At 52.2% G+C, this 17,280-nt stretch carries 16 protein-coding genes and 1 other annotated feature; of the genes, 4 read left to right on the top strand and 12 right to left on the bottom strand.

The features are described 5' to 3' along the window. Window position 1 precedes the first annotated feature (1 nt). Genes NMC31_RS04990 through NMC31_RS04970 form a run of 5 tightly spaced genes read right to left on the bottom strand, consistent with a single transcriptional unit; the run spans window position 2 to window position 5,039 of the window. A complete protein-coding gene (locus NMC31_RS04990; RefSeq protein ID WP_253897165.1) occupies window positions 2–1,120 on the bottom strand; it encodes an anaerobic sulfatase maturase in 1,119 nt (372 codons plus the stop codon). Next, the gene (locus NMC31_RS04985) at window positions 1,117–1,479 is read right to left on the bottom strand and encodes a DUF202 domain-containing protein (protein ID WP_149463767.1); all 363 of its coding nucleotides are present in this window, start codon (window positions 1,477–1,479) and stop codon (window positions 1,117–1,119) included. Before NMC31_RS04985 ends, NMC31_RS04990 begins: the two co-directional genes overlap by 4 nt. After that, complete coding sequence (locus NMC31_RS04980) at window positions 1,469–1,816, bottom strand: YidH family protein (RefSeq protein WP_015343946.1); 348 nt, start codon at window positions 1,814–1,816, stop codon at window positions 1,469–1,471. Before NMC31_RS04980 ends, NMC31_RS04985 begins: the two co-directional genes overlap by 11 nt. A gap of 32 nt (window positions 1,817–1,848) precedes the next feature. Further along, window positions 1,849–3,342: a sulfatase-like hydrolase/transferase gene (locus tag NMC31_RS04975; RefSeq protein WP_253897164.1), complete on the bottom strand. Its 1,494-nt coding sequence runs from the start codon at window positions 3,340–3,342 to the stop codon at window positions 1,849–1,851. Continuing rightward, window positions 3,339–5,039: a solute:sodium symporter family transporter gene (locus tag NMC31_RS04970; protein ID WP_253897163.1), complete on the bottom strand. Its 1,701-nt coding sequence runs from the start codon at window positions 5,037–5,039 to the stop codon at window positions 3,339–3,341. The genes NMC31_RS04975 and NMC31_RS04970 overlap by 4 nt, the downstream gene beginning before the upstream one ends. A 165-nt stretch (window positions 5,040–5,204) precedes the next feature. Between NMC31_RS04970 and NMC31_RS04965 the strand changes: the two genes are divergently transcribed. Then, on the top strand, window positions 5,205–6,098 hold the full coding sequence (locus NMC31_RS04965; protein WP_253897162.1) for a helix-turn-helix transcriptional regulator: 894 nt from the start codon (window positions 5,205–5,207) through the stop codon (window positions 6,096–6,098). On the opposite strand, the gene NMC31_RS04960 is transcribed toward NMC31_RS04965, so the two are convergent. Further along, entirely contained in the window at window positions 6,095–7,417 is a 1,323-nt protein-coding gene (locus NMC31_RS04960; protein WP_253897161.1) for a 6-phospho-alpha-glucosidase, read from the bottom strand. The two genes, NMC31_RS04965 and NMC31_RS04960, sit on opposite strands and share 4 nt — an antisense overlap. Further along, window positions 7,414–9,036 carry an alpha-glucoside-specific PTS transporter subunit IIBC gene (locus NMC31_RS04955; protein WP_015343941.1) on the bottom strand — a complete coding sequence of 541 codons (1,623 nt, stop codon included), beginning with the start codon at window positions 9,034–9,036 and terminating at the stop codon, window positions 7,414–7,416. The genes NMC31_RS04960 and NMC31_RS04955 overlap by 4 nt, the downstream gene beginning before the upstream one ends. 298 nt (window positions 9,037–9,334) lie before the next feature. Between NMC31_RS04955 and NMC31_RS04950 the strand changes: the two genes are divergently transcribed. After that, window positions 9,335–10,072, top strand: coding sequence for a GntR family transcriptional regulator (locus NMC31_RS04950; RefSeq protein WP_253897160.1), 738 nt, complete (start codon window positions 9,335–9,337; stop codon window positions 10,070–10,072). Here the strand turns inward: NMC31_RS04950 and NMC31_RS04945 are convergent. The 3 genes from NMC31_RS04945 to ibpA all read right to left on the bottom strand — a co-directional run bounded on the left by NMC31_RS04945 (window position 10,052) and on the right by ibpA (window position 12,889). Further along, on the bottom strand, window positions 10,052–11,713 hold the full coding sequence (locus NMC31_RS04945; protein ID WP_253897159.1) for a putative transporter: 1,662 nt from the start codon (window positions 11,711–11,713) through the stop codon (window positions 10,052–10,054). The genes NMC31_RS04950 and NMC31_RS04945 overlap by 21 nt on opposite strands. A gap of 222 nt (window positions 11,714–11,935) precedes the next feature. Further along, a complete protein-coding gene (gene ibpB / locus NMC31_RS04940; RefSeq protein WP_253897158.1) occupies window positions 11,936–12,364 on the bottom strand; it encodes a small heat shock chaperone IbpB in 429 nt (142 codons plus the stop codon). A 111-nt stretch (window positions 12,365–12,475) separates the two neighbouring features. Continuing rightward, on the bottom strand, window positions 12,476–12,889 hold the full coding sequence (gene ibpA / locus NMC31_RS04935; RefSeq protein ID WP_015343937.1) for a small heat shock chaperone IbpA: 414 nt from the start codon (window positions 12,887–12,889) through the stop codon (window positions 12,476–12,478). Then, window positions 12,883–12,957 (bottom strand) — a sequence feature (ROSE (Repression Of Heat Shock gene Expression) occurs in the 5'-region of heat shock genes and acts as an RNA thermometer to modulate expression.). Its footprint overlaps the gene before it by 7 nt. Window positions 12,958–13,201: 244 nt before the next feature. Here ibpA and NMC31_RS04930 point away from each other — a divergent pair. Next, on the top strand, window positions 13,202–13,534 hold the full coding sequence (locus NMC31_RS04930; protein WP_149463773.1) for a YceK/YidQ family lipoprotein: 333 nt from the start codon (window positions 13,202–13,204) through the stop codon (window positions 13,532–13,534). A gap of 1 nt (window position 13,535) precedes the next feature. Here NMC31_RS04930 and NMC31_RS04925 read toward each other — a convergent pair whose 3' ends face one another. Beyond that, window positions 13,536–14,762, bottom strand: a complete 1,227-nt coding sequence (locus tag NMC31_RS04925; RefSeq protein ID WP_253897157.1) for a YidR family protein — start codon at window positions 14,760–14,762, stop codon at window positions 13,536–13,538. Window positions 14,763–14,862: 100 nt separating this feature from the next. Between NMC31_RS04925 and cbrA the strand changes: the two genes are divergently transcribed. After that, window positions 14,863–15,969, top strand: a complete 1,107-nt coding sequence (cbrA, locus tag NMC31_RS04920; protein ID WP_253897156.1) for a colicin M resistance lipid reductase CbrA — start codon at window positions 14,863–14,865, stop codon at window positions 15,967–15,969. Here the strand turns inward: cbrA and NMC31_RS04915 are convergent. Then, window positions 15,930–17,267 carry an MFS transporter gene (locus tag NMC31_RS04915; RefSeq protein WP_253897155.1) on the bottom strand — a complete coding sequence of 446 codons (1,338 nt, stop codon included), beginning with the start codon at window positions 17,265–17,267 and terminating at the stop codon, window positions 15,930–15,932. The genes cbrA and NMC31_RS04915 overlap by 40 nt on opposite strands. Between the last annotated feature and the right edge of the window lie 13 nt (window positions 17,268–17,280).

Here is a 17,280-nt window from a genome sequence, read left to right as displayed (position 1 = left end):
CCTAGCTTCGCTGAAGCATCACCATCAGCTCAACGGGCGAGCGGTGGTGCTTCAGCAGATCGCGCATAATTTTCATGTGTGGCGCCGTATCGGTGAAGAACTGGCGATAGCCTTCGCATAACGCGCTTTTGCCTGCATTCAGGCGGTGTTTTGGGCAATCACCCTGACACAAGCGTAGCACAGGGCATTGTCGGCAAGCATCCGTAAGCGCACGCTGTTTGTTTGCGCCAAAAGCCGCGACCTCTGGCTGTACGTTAAGCACCTTCAGCGGTTGCTCGTGAATATTGCCCAACCGATACGCCGGATAAACGTAGTGATCGCACTGATAAAGATCGCCATTAGACTCCAGCGCAAAGGCGTGACCACAGAGCTCACTTTGCGCGCACATCTGCGCGGGATAGCCAGACCAGACGCCCAGCGTAGAATCAAAGAGTTGAACGTAAACGCGGCCAATATCTTCTCTTACCCAGACGGAAAAGACGCGCGTCAGAAACTCGCCCCAGCGCTGCTCGGTCAACGATTCTGTCGTTAAATTACCGTTTTCATCCTGCTCAACCAGTGGGATGAACTGGATAAACGGTGTACCGAGTTTACGTAAGTAACGATAAAGCGCCTGCGGATGCTGGCTGTTGAGACTGTTGACGACCACCAGCAGGTTGAACTCAACGCGATGGGCGGTCAAAAGATGGATAGCTTCAATAACTTTATGATGGGTAGGCTTGCCGCTAGTGCTCACACGTAATGCATCATGCAACGGCGCGGGGCCATCGATAGAGATGCCCACCAGCCAGTTATGTTCGCGGAAAAACCGGCACCACGCCTCGTTAAGCAGAATCCCGTTGGTCTGGAAGGCATTGGCAATGCGTTTGCCATTTGCGTAGCGCCGCTGAAGCGCAACAACACGTTTAAAATAATCCAACCCGCAGAGCGTAGGTTCGCCACCCTGCCAGGCAAACAGCACTTCATCGCCAGGTTGCGCGTCGATATGTTGACGAATAAACGCTTCAAGCGTGTCGTCATCCATTACGTTCTGTTGTGGTTTTTCAATATAGAAGCAGTATCTGCAGCGCAGATTACAGCGAGAACTGGCCGGTTTGACCATGACCTGGCAGCCTGTCATAGATAATCCTTTATCAATAACCCCACCTGACGCAGATGCGTTACCGCAAACAGCAACGCCAGTGAGAGAACCGCAAGCGCGATAAAAAACTTATCGCGCACCACGCGGGGTTGCGCAAAATCATTTTGCGTAACGTCCATTAAAATGCGATTTCGAGTATATCGCCAAAGCACCGGTGCGGCTATTGCCAGTACCGCAATTGAGATCCAGAACAAAATCCCGGCCTGATGCCAGTTATGTTTAATCGCCAGCAGCATCAGCGCAGCGTAACCAAGTAGGGTACGAAACCAGGCGAGCGAGGTACGTTCAGGCTGCAGACCTGGATCACTCTCCCTGCGCGCTTTACGGTTAGCCGGCATAAAGCACAAGGCCCATCACAATGGCGGCAACAACCATTAAAATCACACTAATAATCAGTAAGCTATGGGTGTAAGGCAGGTCCTCCTTCAGCCGCATCGCTTTTTCATTACGCAGCCAACGCAGGTAACCGTAAATCGCCAGCCCGCCCGCGAACAGGCACAGTAATAACGCCAGAAGTTCACGAATGACCGGCGTTGCGAAGTCAGGCGCCAGTTGATCAAGACCGACGCCTGCCGCCAGAAAGCCCAGCGATGTACGGATCCACGCCAGAAACGTGCGTTCATTCGCCAGCGAGAAACGGTAATCCGGGGCTTCTCCGAGGCGGGAAATTTTCATTGTGGCTCCTTGTCGTTGGGCTTAATCGGTCATCAAAACTTCTGCTTTTTCTCTTCCACTTTGACGCCCTGTGTTGGCAGCCCAGTGTCGTAATCTCGCACTACTGGTGAATAGCCGTCTTCCGGGCGCGGGCGAAATGCCCCCATCCAGCGCGGTGTCGCACCTTTTCGCCATGGGCGCAGGCTCCACTGATAGGTACGGAACGGATCGCGGATTTTATCCATATAATCCAGTAAATCATCGTGCATTTTATCGCGCATCGCGGCGAATTCCGCGACGTTAATCAAGTTGTTTAGTTCGTCAGGGTCATTCACGCGATCGTACAATTCGTCACTGGTGAAGAGATTAAGCACCAGTTTAAAGCTCTCCGCTACCCAACAGCGTACCGGAATAAACCCGCCAAAACTGTCGTGTTCAATTTCATAACGGTTGAACTCGACCATCACGCCGCGTGGAGAATCCACCTTAAGTATATTTTCTCCAGGTAGAATATCTGGCTTATCAATACCCGCCAGTGCCATCATTGTAGGCAACAGGTCGATATGGCTAACTGGGGTGTCCACCTGCGCTGCTTCGCCTTGAGGGGCGCGAATAATCAGCGGAATACGCGTGATGTCGTCGTACATCGCTGCCCCTTTACTGATCAGTTTATGTGCGCCCATCATTTCACCGTGATCGGAAGTGTAAATCACCCACGTATTTTCACGCTGTTCAGGGGTTAATGCGTTGATAACACGACCAATCTGATCATCGACAAAATCATTGCAGGCAAAGTACATCGGATGATGGTACAACCCGCTGTCATCTACCGGGGAAGGCATTGCCTCAGCCCACAGGCGATGGTGCTCGGGTTTATTCGCGAGGTCGTCATGGGCTTTCGGCCCCAGGTCGTAATAGAAATCCTGATACTTTTCCAGATACTCAACCGGGCAGGTGAAAGGATGATGAGGTTCATCATAGGAGACCACCATCAGAAACGGTTCATCGTTGCGTTGTGGTTGTTGCAGAAAATCCACCGCCCGATTGCTGATGCGATGGGCCCAGGTGAAGGTTTCATCAATCTGGTGATTCTGCAAATCTTCAACGCTATTCAGGCCATTTCGCCACAGACCAATCTCCTCATCGGTCAGTTCCGCCAGATAGTTAGCACCGTCATACCAGTATTGCGGATCCCACTCTGGCGGGCATACGCCGGTACCGAAATAGTCGTGCCCATCAAGATGCCACTTGCCGATATAACAGGTGTGGTAGCCCGCATCCTGGAAATAGCGTCCCATGGTGGAGATATTTTTCCCCGGTGCGACATTGTTTGTCCACGGCCCAGACTGGTTGGCATAGATTCCGGTAAATAGCCCGGCGCGTGCAGGTGTGCATACGGGCGAGCAGGTATAGGCAGAGTTAAAGCGTAATCCTTCGCGGGCGAGCTGGTCGATATGCTGTGTATTAAGCGCCTTCCCGCTATAACAACCCACCATGTTGGTGGCCTGGGTATCCGTCATGATGAAGAGAAAATTTGGGCGTTTCATAGGGAATCCTTCGCATAAGTGGCTGTTTTACGACTGCGTAAGCTGTCAAAAATGAGGTAGATAACGACCAGTGCGGTAATGCTGTAGCTGGCGATGGCCAGCCAACGAGTCGGATAACCACCAAACTCAGCAAGGCCGGTATAGACACCAATCATCGCGAACAGGATGCCAATAGAGGCTATTTTCGCGTTTTTCCACGGTTTCATGTCGACGGCAAATGCATCCTGAAACTGAAAAGGCGTAGCGCGGGGTTTGAGGATGCCGATAATCAGCATGACCACCACGTTGATACAGAAGGTGCAGGCCAGCACATAAAGAAAGTGAAAATCGAATTTCACCAGGTAGTTGATGGTGATGTAGCTGACAATCCCCAGTGCCATCGCGACCTTGGCAGCAAGCGCCGGAATACGAGGAAAGAAGAAGCCCATGATGATGATGGTCACTAACGGTACGTTGTAAATACCGTTCAACTGCTTCATCCAGCTATAAAGGCCCTGCGGCGCGTTAGCAATCCACGGGGCGACGAGAATAGAGATAAGTGCAATAAACAATCCAAAGCGGCGACCAACGCGTACCAACTGAGTAGGTTCTGCATTGGTGTTTATGATGCGACGGTAAATTCCCATACTGAACAATGTACTGGCACTATTCAGAAATCCGTTGAAAGTACTGATCACTGCACCAAATAATACAGCGCCAAAAAAGCCCACTAACGGGGTCGGCATGACGCGGTTAACCAGCGTGGGATAGGCCATATCCGCACTGGGCAAATCCTGATAAAGATGGAACGCAATAAGCCCAGGTAGCACCAGCACAAGCGGATCGAGCATTTTCAGTACTGCGGTTAGTAACGCGCCCTTCTGCCCCTCTGCGAGGCTCTTCGATGCGAGCGTACGCTGTACAATGCCCTGATTCGTGCACCAGTAGAACGTATTCACCAGAATCAGCCCCGTAAAAGCCGCGCCAATCGGTAAGGGATCTGTGCTTGCACCAATGGAATTGAGCTTCTCGGCATGCACGGTTGTCAATCGCTCAATACCGTCTAAAAAGCTGCCATCCCCCATCATGATTAACCCAAAAACAGGCACCATCAGCCCACCAATGACCAGACCAATGCCATTGATAGAATCGGCTATCGCCATGGCGCGTAACCCACCAATAACCGCATACAGAATTCCAGCGACTCCAAGTAAAATAACCAAAAGCCAAATTGCTGCGCCCTGAGACAATCCCAGTGATTCAACAATATGGAACAAGCTATTGAGCGCAAGCGCCCCGGAATAGAGCACGATCGGTAAGAAGCAAACGCCAGTCGCAATAAGAAAACAGAAATCGATAATAATACGGGTCTTTTTGTCGTAACGCTCTTCGAGAAAATCAGGGATCGTGGCAATGCCGCGTTGCAGATAACGCGGCAGGAAAATAAGCGCGAGAAAGATTAATGTCACCGCCGAGGTGACTTCCCAACCCATCACCGACATCCCGCTTTTGTAGGCCTGCCCGGAAAGCCCCACCAGTTGTTCGGTCGACAGATTGGTGAGCATCAAAGAAGCGGCAATCACCGGTGCTTTGAGCGAGCGACCAGCCAGAAAATATCCCTGCTGGGAACCGGTATCTGCTTTGCGGACTTTCCACCAGGTAATCACGGCAACCAACAACGTAAATCCGATAAAGCTCACAATTTGCTGAATATTCATTTTTTAGCCCTGAATGATAATCTAACCCCAGCGGATTAGTTGACTAAATATCGCTGGTCTACAGGCATAGATTTTTAAAAATAAATACATCGCTTCCCTGGCCTTACCGTTTTCTGTTAACGTTTACGCCAGGTTGCAGGCATAATTCTCCGGCGAGTAATTAAAATGAATGGAAAAAAGAGTATTTCGCATGTAAAAAACGAAACCACTTTTAATATTCCGCTGCTGATTAACGAAAATGTGATCTCTAGCGGAATTTCGTTGCTCTCTCTTTGGCATACCTTTGCCGATGAGCGTTATCAGGTATTTTGGCCAAGCGATAAGAAAAAACCGCTGATCGCGAACTCATGGGTGGCCGTCTACACGGTACAGGGATGCGGTAAAATCTTGCTTAAAAACAACGAGCTGATCACACTGAATGGCAATTGCATTATCTTTTTGAAGCCTACAGACATCCAATCCTATCACTGTGATGGTTTACTCTGGGAACAGTACTGGATGGAGTTTATCCCCACCAGCGTAATGGAAATTCCGATATTACAGAAAGGTATTATTTATAACGGAGAAATCTTTAGTGCTGAATTAAAAGAAGTATCTGATTTAATTACCAGCGATAATGCCATGCAGCATAATCTTGCCGTTGCTTATCTCACAAAAATTATATATCAGTGGATTTATCTTATTTCCCAGAGTGAGAAAAAAGATCCGCAGCGAAATCAGGTCGAGAAGCTAATTACCGCGTTGCATGCCAGCCCACAAAAGCGCTGGACGGTTACCGAAATGGCACGATTTATCCCCTGTAGTGAGGCGTGGCTGCGTCGTCTTTTTCTTCGTTACACCGGCAAAACACCTAATGAGTATTATCTGGATGCCAGGCTGGATCTCGCACTGTCATTATTAAAGCAGGAGGGAAATACGGTAGGCAATGTGGCAGATATGCTGAGCTTTTTTGATGCTTTTCATTTCAGCAAAGCATTTAAACAGAAATTTGGCTACGCTCCTTCGGCAGTGTTAAAACATCAGGGTCAGCGCCCACAGGACACTGACCCTGGCGGTTAATTCAATTCCGGCCAATACTCCCTATTCGCCTCAACCAAATCATCAAGAATCGCTTTCGCCACCGACGCGCTCGGCACGGTTTTCGACAGCGTAATCGCCTGCCACAATTTCTGGTATGAGCGCTGTTCCCAGGCATCCACGACCAGTTTTTCAACCATCACCTGCTGGCCCATCATCCCTTTCTGGAAGTGCGGGATTTCGCCAACGGTCAGCGGCTCTGGCCCGTTGTGGCCCACCAGGCACGGAATTTCGACCATCGCGTCAGCATCAAAGTTAGAAATAGCGCCATTGTTCGGCACAATCAACAGCATGCGCTCCTGGGTGTTGAAGGCAATCGCCGCCGCCAGATCGACGATGTAAGACGCATGTTCATCGATTTCCAGCTCGCCCGCAGAGGAGTTACCCGCTTCAATAATTGCCCGGCAGGCGCTGAAGACGTGTTTCTCGCGGTGGTCCATCACTTCGTTGGCGCGCGTGCGTTCCGGGTTGGAGTGGGCCACCACGTAGTCCGGGAACAGGTAATATTTCAGGTACGTGTTGGGCAGGGTTTGCGGGTCGAGGGCCTGCACATCTTTCGCCTTGGCAAAGGTATCGTTCCAGCTAGCTTCCGTATGCGGATCGTTAGAGGGCGGAACATAGCCGTGTTTTGCCACATATTCACGTAATTTCGGCATCAAATCGTTACCTTGCAGATCCTCGATAGAGGTCCACCAGCCGAAGTGGTTGAGGCCGTAGTAGCGTACGCGCATCTGTTTGCGATCTTGCAGGCCCACGATTTGCGCCATGCGCCCTTCAATACCGATCGGCATATCACAAATGTTGAGGATTTTCGCATTCGGACGCAGGCGACGGGTCGCTTCCGCCACAATCGCCGCCGGGTTGGAGTAGTTCAACATCCAGGCGTTCGGCGAATATTTTTCCATGTAATCCACCAGCTCCAGCACACCGCCGATAGAGCGCATACCGTAGGCAATCCCACCAGGCCCGCAGGTTTCCTGGCCGAGCACGCCGTGGCGCAGCGGGATTTTTTCATCTTTTTCACGCATCGGATATTTACCGACACGGATGTGCGCCATCACAAAATCGACATCGGTAAAAGCCGTTTCCGGATCGGTGGTGTAGCTGAACTCGATATCCGGTGCCTGCTCTTTGAGGACGATTTTACAGGCCTCGGCGATCACTTCCTGACGGGCCCCGTCGTTGTCGTAAAATTTCAGTGAACGCAGAGGGAAACGATCCTGGTTTGCCAGCAACATCAGGACGATACCGGGAGTAAATGTGCTGCCGCCGCCTGCGATAACAACTGAGAATTTTTTCATGATACTGCCTCCGTCATGGTGGATTGTTCGGTCGGGAAAGATTCTTTCATTAGGGTTTCAAGCTGGTCGCGAACCTGGGGGACATGCAGGCCGACAATCACCTGAATTCCGTTGCCACGGCGCACGACGCCGTGTGCGCCCAGCGCTTTAAAGACCTCGTCACTTTGCGTATGCGCCATGTCTTTCAGGGCAATGCGCAGTCGGGTGGCGCAGTTATTGATACTTTCGATATTTGCCGCGCCGCCCAACGCTTGCAGGAATCCGGCGGCCTGGCCCAGTTTGGTGTCCGGTGCACCTGCGGCGCTGGTTTTACCGCGTGCGGCCTGGTAATCGGCTTTGCTGTAGAGCTTGATTTCGCTTTCTTCACGGCCCGGCGTTTTCAGGTTGAAGCGCAGAATCAGGGTGCGGAAGATGACGAAGTAGAGCGCGGTAAAGCATACGCCAACACCAATCTGGATAAACATCATCGACGCATGGTTGTGGAACATCGGTATCCAGTTCTGCGGCAGGAACTGATCCAAAAGGCCACCGCCGAAGTTGCCGACGACACCGCACATATACATCACCGTCGCCATCGTCGCGGCCAGCACGGCGTGTACGGCGAACAGAAGCGGTGAGATAAACAGGAAAGTGAACTCCAGCGGTTCGGTGATGCCAACCAGCATCGCCGTCAGCGTGGCGGGAATCAGCAAACCAGCGACTTTGACGCGGTTTTCCGGCGCGGCGGTGAAGTAGAGCGCCAGCGCAATGCCAACGGAGCCAAAGACCTTCGAGTTGCCGTGCAGGGCGAAACCGCCTTCCGGGAACAGCGCTTTCAGCGGTTCGGTGCTCTGGCTGAATTCCTGTAAATGCTGCGCCCAGTAAACCTGAATGCCGCTTTCAACCACTGCCGGGCCAAAGATGAACGGGCCATAGACGAAGTGATGTAAACCGGTTGGAATCAAAATACGTTCCAGGAAGATATAAACCCATACACCCAACGCCCCGGCAGAGCGTAAAAATGCCTGCAGTGATTCAATGCCTAATTGCACTTTGGGCCAGCCAAGCAGGGTTAACCAGGCGCAGGGGATCATCGCCAGGAAAGCGACAATCACCACAAACGATGTTCCCTGGAAAATACCGAGAAATACCGGCAGAGGTTTATCAAAATAGCGGTTATGCAGCGCAGTAACGATACCGGAAATAACGATCGCGCCGATAATACTGGTGTCGAGCGTTTTTATTCCGGCGATCATCGTCAGGCCACTACCGGCGGTAGGATCGACGGAAAAATCGACGCCAAAAAAGTGGCCCCAGGTCATTCCCATCGCGTTAATAAAGTAGTTCCAGGTGAGAAAACTCACCAGCACCGCCAGACAGGCTCGGCCCTGCGCCTGCTTTGCCAGGCCAATCGGTAAGCCAACGGCGAAAATAAGCGGCATGTTGCGAAATACGGTCCAGCCGCCTTCTTCAATAATATGAACAATCTGAGCAAATAAATTATCGGGAGCCGTGAGCGCTTCGCCGACAAACATCGGGTTACGCAACATAATGGCGATACCCACCACGATCCCGGCAAAAGGAAACAGCAATACCGGGGTAAACATGGCGCCGCCAAAGCGTTGTATTTGACTGAGCATTTGGTAATCCTCATTTAACAACTTGTAGGGTGAGTGGCTTTATTTATCTTCTCTATCAGCCTGCTTCGAGAATAGGAATTTGCCGGGCAGACAACATGTCGCGCCGGTTCGATTCGTGATCCCTTTCATGGTTTTAATTGCGCTGATGTTGTCTACTTTTTCATAGAAAAATAGACAACATAAATTTGCGCGAAAAGATTCACCGAGAGAACACGTTTTATCTTAGTGATATGTATGAATTAATAATTAGAAACAGAGGTTCGATTCTTACCGCTTACCCTAAAACAGAGGTCTACTGGTGATCTACAAATCAATCGCTGACAAACTGCGTTTACGGCTCAACTCCTCCGACTACAGCGTGGGAAGCCTGCTTCCGGCCGAGAAAATTCTCGCCCAGGAATTTGGCGTTGCACGCATGACCATTCGCAAAGCGGTGGATATGCTGATTGCATGGGGGCTGGTCGTCCGCCGCCACGGCAGCGGGACCTACGTGGCGCGCAAAGATGTTCATCATGAGACCACCAACCTCACCGGGCTGGCGGAGGTGCTGCGCCAGCAGGGGAAAGAGGTGGTGAGCAAGGTACTGGTGTTTGAAGTGATGCCCGCGCCGCCCGCTATCGCCAGCCAGCTGCGCATCCAGATTAATGAGCGGATCTACTTTTCACGCCGCGTGCGGTATGTAGACGGGAAACCATTAATGCTGGAAGACAGCTACATGCCGGTGAAACTGTTTCGTACGCTCTCGCTGGGGCATCTGGAAGGGTCAAAGTTTGATTACATTGAGAAGGAGTGCGGAATCACCATCAGCGGTAACTATGAAAGCCTGACGCCCGTGCTGGCAGACAGGCAGCTGGCACAGTCGATGAACGTGCCGGAACAGACGCCGCTGCTGCGTATTACCTCTCTTTCCTACAGCGACAGCGGCGAGTTTCTTAATTATTCGGTGATGTTTCGTAATGCCAGTGAATATCAGGTGGACTACCATTTACGGCGCGTCCACACCGATAATAGCCCGTTAACCCATTCCCCAGAATAGCACCGCCAGTAGCTGCGGGGTGATGATGCGCAGGAACATCACCAGCGGATACACGGTGGCGTAAGAGAGCGCGGCCGCGCCGCTGGTCGCGTGCAGATTGTTGGCGAAGGCCAGCGCGGGTGGGTCGGTCATCGAGCCAGCCAGCATGCCGCACAACGTCAGGTAGTTCATGCGCGCAAAGATACGCGCCAGAATACCCACGGTAATAAGCGGTATCGCGGTAATGAAAATGCCGTAGCCAATCCAACTCAGACCGTCGCCGTGCACCAGGGTATCAACAAATTCGCCGCCCGATTTCAGGCCAACCACCGATAAAAACAGCACAATACCCAGCTCACGCAGCGCCAGGTTGGCGCTCGGCGGCATAAACCAGTACAGCTTCCCAATGCTGCCGATACGCCCGAGGATCAGCGCCATAATCAGCGGCCCACCGGCGAGGCCCAGTTTTAACGCCACCGGGAAGCCGGGAATAAACAACGGCACAGAACCCAACAGTACGCCAAGGCCGATACCGATAAAGACCGGCAGCATTTGCACCTGTTGCAGTTTTTGCTGCGCGTTGCCCAGTTCAGCCGCCACGGCATCGATTGCCGCCGGGCGCCCCACCAGATTGAGGATGTCACCAAATTGTAGTGTCGCGTGGCTGCTGGCGACCAGTTCTACGCCCGCACGATTGAGACGAGAGATAACCACGTCATAGCGCTGTTTGTAGTGCAAATCGCGGATTCGCTTGCCGAGCACCTTCTCGTTGGTGACCACGATGCGCTCGACTTTCATGTCGGTACCGCGCGTGGAGAGCGACGTTTCAACCTCTTTACCGATCACCAGTTGGGCATCGTGCAGATCGGCTCGTCGGCCCACCAGATGCAGCAAATCACCCTGCTCAATGAGCGTAGCGGGCGATGGCACCATCAAGATGTCACCGCGTTTCAGGCGCGAGCAGATAATTTTGTCGCTGTTCAGAATGGGGACATCCTGAATCGCCATGCTATGCAGGTTTGGGTTTTCGACGCAAATGTTGATGGTTTGCAGATTTTCGTGATTGTTACCGGCTTGTTTATCAAAACGTCGGGCTTCTTTCTCGACATTAATGCGAAAGAACAGGCGCAGCAGCCACATGGTGAGGAGGATACCGCAGATGCCGAAAGGATAAGCCATCGCGTAGCTCATGCCCATTTGATCGACCACATCAAACGGCACGCCAAGATCGCGCAGAATTTGTTGACCCGCGCCCAGGGCTGGCGTGTTGGTGACCGCGCCGGAGAATATCCCTAATACGACAGGCAGCGGGATATCGAAGATTTTATGCAGCAGCGTGGTGACGACGCCGCCCAGCAGCACAATCAAAATGGCGAAGAGGTTAAGCCGAAGCCCGGAGACGCGTAATGAGGCGAAGAATCCCGGCCCCACCTGAATCCCGATGGTGTAGACGAAGAGAATCAGGCCGAATTCCTGAATAAAATGGAGCATCGGGCCGCTAAGCTCGACGCCTGCCATCTCGACAAAGTGTCCTACGATTATCCCGCCAAACAGCACGCCACCAATACCGAGGCCAATGCCGCGGATCTTGACGTTGCCTATCCAGAGGCCGACGACGGCTACCAGAGCAAGCACACTGACGGTCATTGCTATATCACTCATACTATTTTCCCTGTGAATAACATTACCTGTAGTGTGGATTCTCGCAGAAATGCGGTGGGTTGTATGGGGATTTGCGCACAATTACTTTGGATTTTTAGCAGGCACAAAAAAGCCCCGTCTTAAGACGAGGCTTTAGATTGCTGACAAAGTGCGCGTTGTTGTTGCCGGATGCGGCGTGAACGCCTTATCCGGCCTACAAAATCATGCAAATTCAATACATTGCTAGCTGTTCAACGCCGGGCGCTCGCTGATGGCGATACGCTGCGGGGCAATCTCTTCCGGCACGTTGCGGGTTAAATCGATATGCAACAAGCCGTTCGTGAAGGTTGCGCCTGACACTTCCATATTTTCAGCCAGTGTGAAGCTCAGGCTGAACGCCTGGGTGACCAAACCCTGATGTAACCATTTAGTCTCTTTTTCCTGCGGCTGCGGCGTGCCTTTCACGGTCAGGCGCGTGCCTTCCAGTTGAATATCCAGATCTTCCTGACGGAAACCAGCCAGCGCGAGGGTAATGCGATAGTGGTTATCGTCGCTTTTCTCGATGTTATAGGGCGGGAAGCTCTGGCTTTCACCGGCGTTTTGCAACGCGTTCGCCATTTTGTCAAAACCGATCCATTGACGCAGCAGTGGGGATAAATCGTAGTTACGCATAATACATTCTCCTTCTAAGAAGCGAGTGAAGTCCTGCGAATCATGAAGATTCGCATGAGGCTCCCTGACGGCAAGCCTGGGTAATTTGAGCCGCCGTAGCGGCTCACTGAATTAGTTGATTTCGATGCGGCGCGGTTTATTCGCTTCAGGAATCACGCGCTCAAGTTCGATATAGAGCAGGCCATTCACCAGGTTTGCGCCACGCACGTGGATGTTTTCCGCTAACTGGAACTTGCGTTCAAAGTTGCGCTCGGCGATCCCCTGATAGAGATAGGTACGCTCTTTCTGCTCAGCCGCATGAGCGCCTTTCACCACCAGCATGTTGTCCTGGGCGGTGATTTCCAGCTCGCTTTCAGCAAAACCGGCAACGGCAATCGCAATGCGGTAGTGGTTTTCGTCTACCAGCTCAACGTTGTACGGAGGGTAGCCGCCGTTACTCTGGGTTTGATTGTTTTCTAACAGATTGAACAGGCGGTCAAAACCAATAGCAGAACGGTATAGCGGGGATAAATCAAAGTTACGCATAATCAATAGCTCCTGAAATCAGCGAGAATTTTTACGGCCTTCCATCATGGACAGGCGGTGATACCCGAAGCACCCATCAGGCGTGCTCCTCATTGGGCTACACTCTTAAAATGTGTTCTGAGGAGCGATTTTCAAGGGCATATGTCTTACTTTTTTTGCACTTTCGTGCTGAAGGCATAGACTGGGGTAGAGCACTCTTGGTTAAAGTGCGACAACCGCCACAGAGCGGGAAGCCAGGACTATCCATTTTCGCTACGGGTGGCTATAACCCGTACAGATGAGCCCTCCCGGCTCCGATACGATGATTAAATCATGATAAAAAATAATTTGCTTAAGCTGGCTCTGTTCAGTGGGATGATGTTAGTAGGCGGCTGCTCAAGCGTAATGTCGCATACGGGTGGCAAAGAAGGTACGTATCCGGGTACGCGGGCAAGCGCGACCATGCTCGGCGATGATGACAGTAACTGGGGCACCAAGTCGCTGGTGGCGCTCGATATGCCATTCACAGCGGTGATGGATACCCTGTTGCTGCCGTGGGACATGTTCCGCACCGATAACTCCGTGCGTTCGCGTGTCGAAAAGAGCGAGCAGGAGACACTGGCGACAAACTCTGTCATTCCGCCAGCGCCAATGCCTTCGCCGTAGTTCAGAGGCCGGTTTCGGTTATCCATAGCTGACGGAAGCCCGCCGTCTCTTCCATCCAGGCAATATCATTGCCATCGGGTGAGAAAACGACGGCATCGGCAGACGGCGGGTTACCGTGATCGGTTGTCAAAAAGCGCACGTTTCCGCTTGCCACATCGGCTATCGCAATTCTATTTTCCAGCACAAAGCCCAATGCATTCCCTGACGGATGCCAGTTAAACGCCGACTGAATATCACTCTCAAGATGGGTAAGCTGGCGCGGCTCTCCACCTTCCGGGGATATCAGCCACAGCTGAACCACACCGCGTTCATCGCGCATCAGTACCGCGATTTCCGTACCCTGCGGGTTGCTGCGCACCCAATGACGTGGCACATTCACCAGCCCAGGATACGCCCGTTGATGCGTGAAGGTTAAGCGACGCTGCACCACACCTGCGGGCGGCGCAGGCAGCGTGGTTTCCGTTCCGGCCAGCGGCGCTTCGCCCGGCTGTTTCCACCCCTGCTCATTTTGCGGCAAATCAACAATGAACAACTCAGGGACTTTCTCGCCCTTCACCGACAGCGTGTCGCCAATAAACGCCAGCTTCTCATTCCCTACCCAGCCCTCTTCATAGGCGCGATTGATCTCATCGCTACCCGGCTGCGGCGCAGGCGTGGTTTTACTGACAAGAACACACCAGTGGCTTCCGCTGTATTCACGCGGATGCTGAACGGAGACATTCACCGGCCCAAACGGTACGGCAACGCCAACATTGCGCAGGTCATACGCCGGGTTGTATTCGTGCATCACGTGGTCGTTATAGGTAAAGCTGACATTCTCACCGTTAGGGCTAAACACATGCACGTGGCTCCCGCCACGCAGCGCGCCAGGCGTGTAAGGCGCAGTGATATCCATCGCATCCAGATTGGTGGTCGTACTGTTTTCAGTAATCACACCACGGCGATGGTGAAAATCGTACTGCCAGGCGGCATCCGGATTCTCCGGGCCGTGGATAAACACATATTTCTCATGCAGAGGATGAACGGTCACCACGCCGACGTGCGCACCCTGGGTAGCGCGGTAAATAACGTCGAGCTCGCCGGTATGAATATTCACACGTTCGATAGTCTCACCGGTAAATGAGGCCCCCGAAGGACGCACATCAAACACCAGCCACTGACTGTCTGGCGTCCAGGTATTGATGTTGGTGAGCTGATGATGGCGAGAAGCGAAGGTGACCTGTTTCATGGTGCAGTCCTGATGCAAGACAATTTCCGTCATCATACTTCACACAGAGTTCACTTTCAGGCATTAGCGTATCGCCATCTCAACTTTGGCGAGCAAAAAGATGGAACATTTTGACGTGGCGATTATCGGCCTCGGCCCTGCTGGCTCTGCGCTGGCGCGGAAACTGGCAGGGAAAATGCGTGTCATCGCACTGGATAAAAAATGTCAGTGCGGCACGGAAGGCTTCAGCAAACCCTGCGGTGGACTGTTAGCGCCGGATGCGCAACGGGCGTTTATTCGCGACGGAATTACCCTCCCCATTGAGGTTATCGCCAACCCACAGATATTCAGCGTTAAAACGGTCGATGTTGCCGCCAGGCTGACCCGCAATTACCAGCGAAGCTATATCAATATTAATCGCCATGCCTTTGATTTATGGATGAAATCATTGATTCCAGACGTGGTGACCGTTCATCACGATACCCTATGTCGAAAGGTGTGGCGCGAAGGGGAGTTGTGGCACGTTCTGTTTCAGGTTAACGGTGAGGAACAACACATCACAGCCCGCTGGCTGGTCGGCGCCGACGGCGCTAACTCCCTGGTGAGGCGTCATCTGTACCCGGATCACCAAATCCGCAAATACGTTGCCATTCAACAGTGGTTCCCCGAAGCGCACGCCGTGCCGTTTTACTCCTGCATTTTCGATAACGCCGTGACAGATTGCTACTCATGGAGCATCAGCAAAGACGGCTATTTTATCTTTGGCGGCGCATATCCGATGAAAGATGGTCAGGCACGCTTTGAGGCGTTGAAAGCAAAGATGACAGATTTTGCATTTCATTTCGGCGAACCAGTTAAGAGCGAGAAATGCACGGTGCTGTTTCCCTCGCGCTGGGGAGATTTTGTCTGCGGAAAAGAGAACGCGTTTTTGATTGGCGAAGCGGCGGGATTCATCAGCGCCAGTTCGCTGGAAGGGATCAGTTATGCGCTGGATAGTGCAGAAATTCTGTCTAACATGCTGCTAAATGAGCCAAATAACGCTAATCGCGCTTACTGGTGTGCCACACGAAAATTACGGTTCAAACTCTACAGCAAGATAATCAAAAGCCGGTGTTTAACATCACCGGCTTTGAGAAAGTGGATTATGCAAAGTGGTATCGCGCATATTCCACAAAATCACTCAGAGGATTATCCGACGCGTTTTACATCGCCCACCAGCAGGATGTAAGAGAGCGCACCAATTAGCGCAACCGCAGAGATATAGACCAGCGCAGGGCCGAAGCCATAATCCTGCGCCAGATAGCCAATCACCAGCGGAACCGTGATGCCTCCCAGACCGCCAACAAAGTTAAATACACCACCAGTGAGGCCAATCAGGCGCATCGGTGCCAGTGACGACACCAGTGACCAGGTAATAGAGGCAAAGCCATTTCCGAAGAACGCGAGCGCCATCAGGGCCATAATCCATACGGGATCGTTGGTGTAGTTAGCACCCATGATGCAAGTAGAGATCAGCAATCCACAGATAATTGGCGTTTTACGCGCCGCACCTAGTGAGAAGCCTCTTTTCACCAGTCTATCGGCCAGCCAACCGGAAAGCAGAACGCCAACAAACGCAGCCAGGAAAGGTACGGTAGTCATGAAACCCGCTTTCAGCGCCGTGATACCTTTTTCCTGCGTTAAATAGTTCGGGAACCAGGTCAGGAAAAACCATAGTGTCGAAGTAACCGCAAATTGTCCCAGGTATACCCCCACCAGTTTACGGTGGAACACTAACTTCCAGTCGGCGCCGGTGAGCGGTTTGCGATCGGACTTTTTCACCGGCGCATCGCCATCGACCAGACCACCGCCATCGCGGATATAATCCAGTTCGGCTTTGCCAAGGCCCTTCGTCAGGCGCGGCGGCTGATAAACTTTAAACCAAATCAGCGACCAGATAATGCCGATGCCGCCCGTGATAATAAAGACCCAGTGCCAGCTCAGCATCTCCTGAATCCAGATAAGCAACGGCGTCAGGAACGCCAGCCCGACAAACTGCCCTGAAGTATAAAATCCAACGGCAGAGGCGCGTTCGTGTTCCGGAAACCAACTGGTCACCATACGGTTATTCGTCGGGAACGCAGGTGCTTCAAAAATACCGGTAATGGCACGCAGACCAATTAACGACATTAACCCGGTCGCAAACCCCTGGAATAATGTTGCGACAGACCAACCGAATATTGCAATAAAGTAAGTCAGGCGTGAACCAACGCGATCAAGAAACCAACCGCCAGGTATCTGACACAAGGTATAAAGCCAGGCGAAAGCCGAAAAAACATAGCCCATTTCTGCTTTAGTAATACCAAACTCTTCCTGAATATGCGCTGAAGCCACCGCCAGGTTGGCGCGGTCAACGTAACAAATCACAACTGTAATAAAGATCATTACCAGCGTCAGATAACGCCGACGACCGGGTTTTGCAGCAGTAACTGAAATATCCATCGCAATCTGTCTCCAGATTTTGGGCATAGCGAAGCCGCTCACCATGCCCTGTAATTTA

Source organism: Pseudocitrobacter vendiensis (genome assembly GCF_943590815.1).
Lineage (GTDB): Bacteria > Pseudomonadota > Gammaproteobacteria > Enterobacterales > Enterobacteriaceae > Pseudocitrobacter > Pseudocitrobacter vendiensis.
This window is presented reverse-complemented; position numbering and strand designations above follow the sequence as displayed.

What these genes read in the sequence shown, in the direction of transcription:
- NMC31_RS04945 (WP_253897159.1), bottom strand. Translation starts at nt 11,713, where the DNA reads ATGAGTGATATAGCAATGACCGTCAGTGTGCTTGCTCTGGTAGCCGTC.
- NMC31_RS04970 (WP_253897163.1), bottom strand. Translation starts at nt 5,039, where the DNA reads ATGAATATTCAGCAAATTGTGAGCTTTATCGGATTTACGTTGTTGGTT.
- NMC31_RS04990 (WP_253897165.1), bottom strand. Translation starts at nt 1,120, where the DNA reads ATGACAGGCTGCCAGGTCATGGTCAAACCGGCCAGTTCTCGCTGTAAT.
- NMC31_RS04960 (WP_253897161.1), bottom strand. Translation starts at nt 7,417, where the DNA reads ATGAAAAAATTCTCAGTTGTTATCGCAGGCGGCGGCAGCACATTTACT.
- NMC31_RS04955 (WP_015343941.1), bottom strand. Translation starts at nt 9,036, where the DNA reads ATGCTCAGTCAAATACAACGCTTTGGCGGCGCCATGTTTACCCCGGTA.
- NMC31_RS04980 (WP_015343946.1), bottom strand. Translation starts at nt 1,816, where the DNA reads ATGAAAATTTCCCGCCTCGGAGAAGCCCCGGATTACCGTTTCTCGCTG.
- NMC31_RS04930 (WP_149463773.1), top strand. Translation starts at nt 13,202, where the DNA reads ATGATAAAAAATAATTTGCTTAAGCTGGCTCTGTTCAGTGGGATGATG.
- cbrA (WP_253897156.1), top strand. Translation starts at nt 14,863, where the DNA reads ATGGAACATTTTGACGTGGCGATTATCGGCCTCGGCCCTGCTGGCTCT.
- NMC31_RS04985 (WP_149463767.1), bottom strand. Translation starts at nt 1,479, where the DNA reads ATGCCGGCTAACCGTAAAGCGCGCAGGGAGAGTGATCCAGGTCTGCAG.
- NMC31_RS04965 (WP_253897162.1), top strand. Translation starts at nt 5,205, where the DNA reads ATGAATGGAAAAAAGAGTATTTCGCATGTAAAAAACGAAACCACTTTT.
- ibpA (WP_015343937.1), bottom strand. Translation starts at nt 12,889, where the DNA reads ATGCGTAACTTTGATTTATCCCCGCTATACCGTTCTGCTATTGGTTTT.
- NMC31_RS04925 (WP_253897157.1), bottom strand. Translation starts at nt 14,762, where the DNA reads ATGAAACAGGTCACCTTCGCTTCTCGCCATCATCAGCTCACCAACATC.
- NMC31_RS04915 (WP_253897155.1), bottom strand. Translation starts at nt 17,267, where the DNA reads ATGGTGAGCGGCTTCGCTATGCCCAAAATCTGGAGACAGATTGCGATG.
- NMC31_RS04975 (WP_253897164.1), bottom strand. Translation starts at nt 3,342, where the DNA reads ATGAAACGCCCAAATTTTCTCTTCATCATGACGGATACCCAGGCCACC.
- ibpB (WP_253897158.1), bottom strand. Translation starts at nt 12,364, where the DNA reads ATGCGTAACTACGATTTATCCCCACTGCTGCGTCAATGGATCGGTTTT.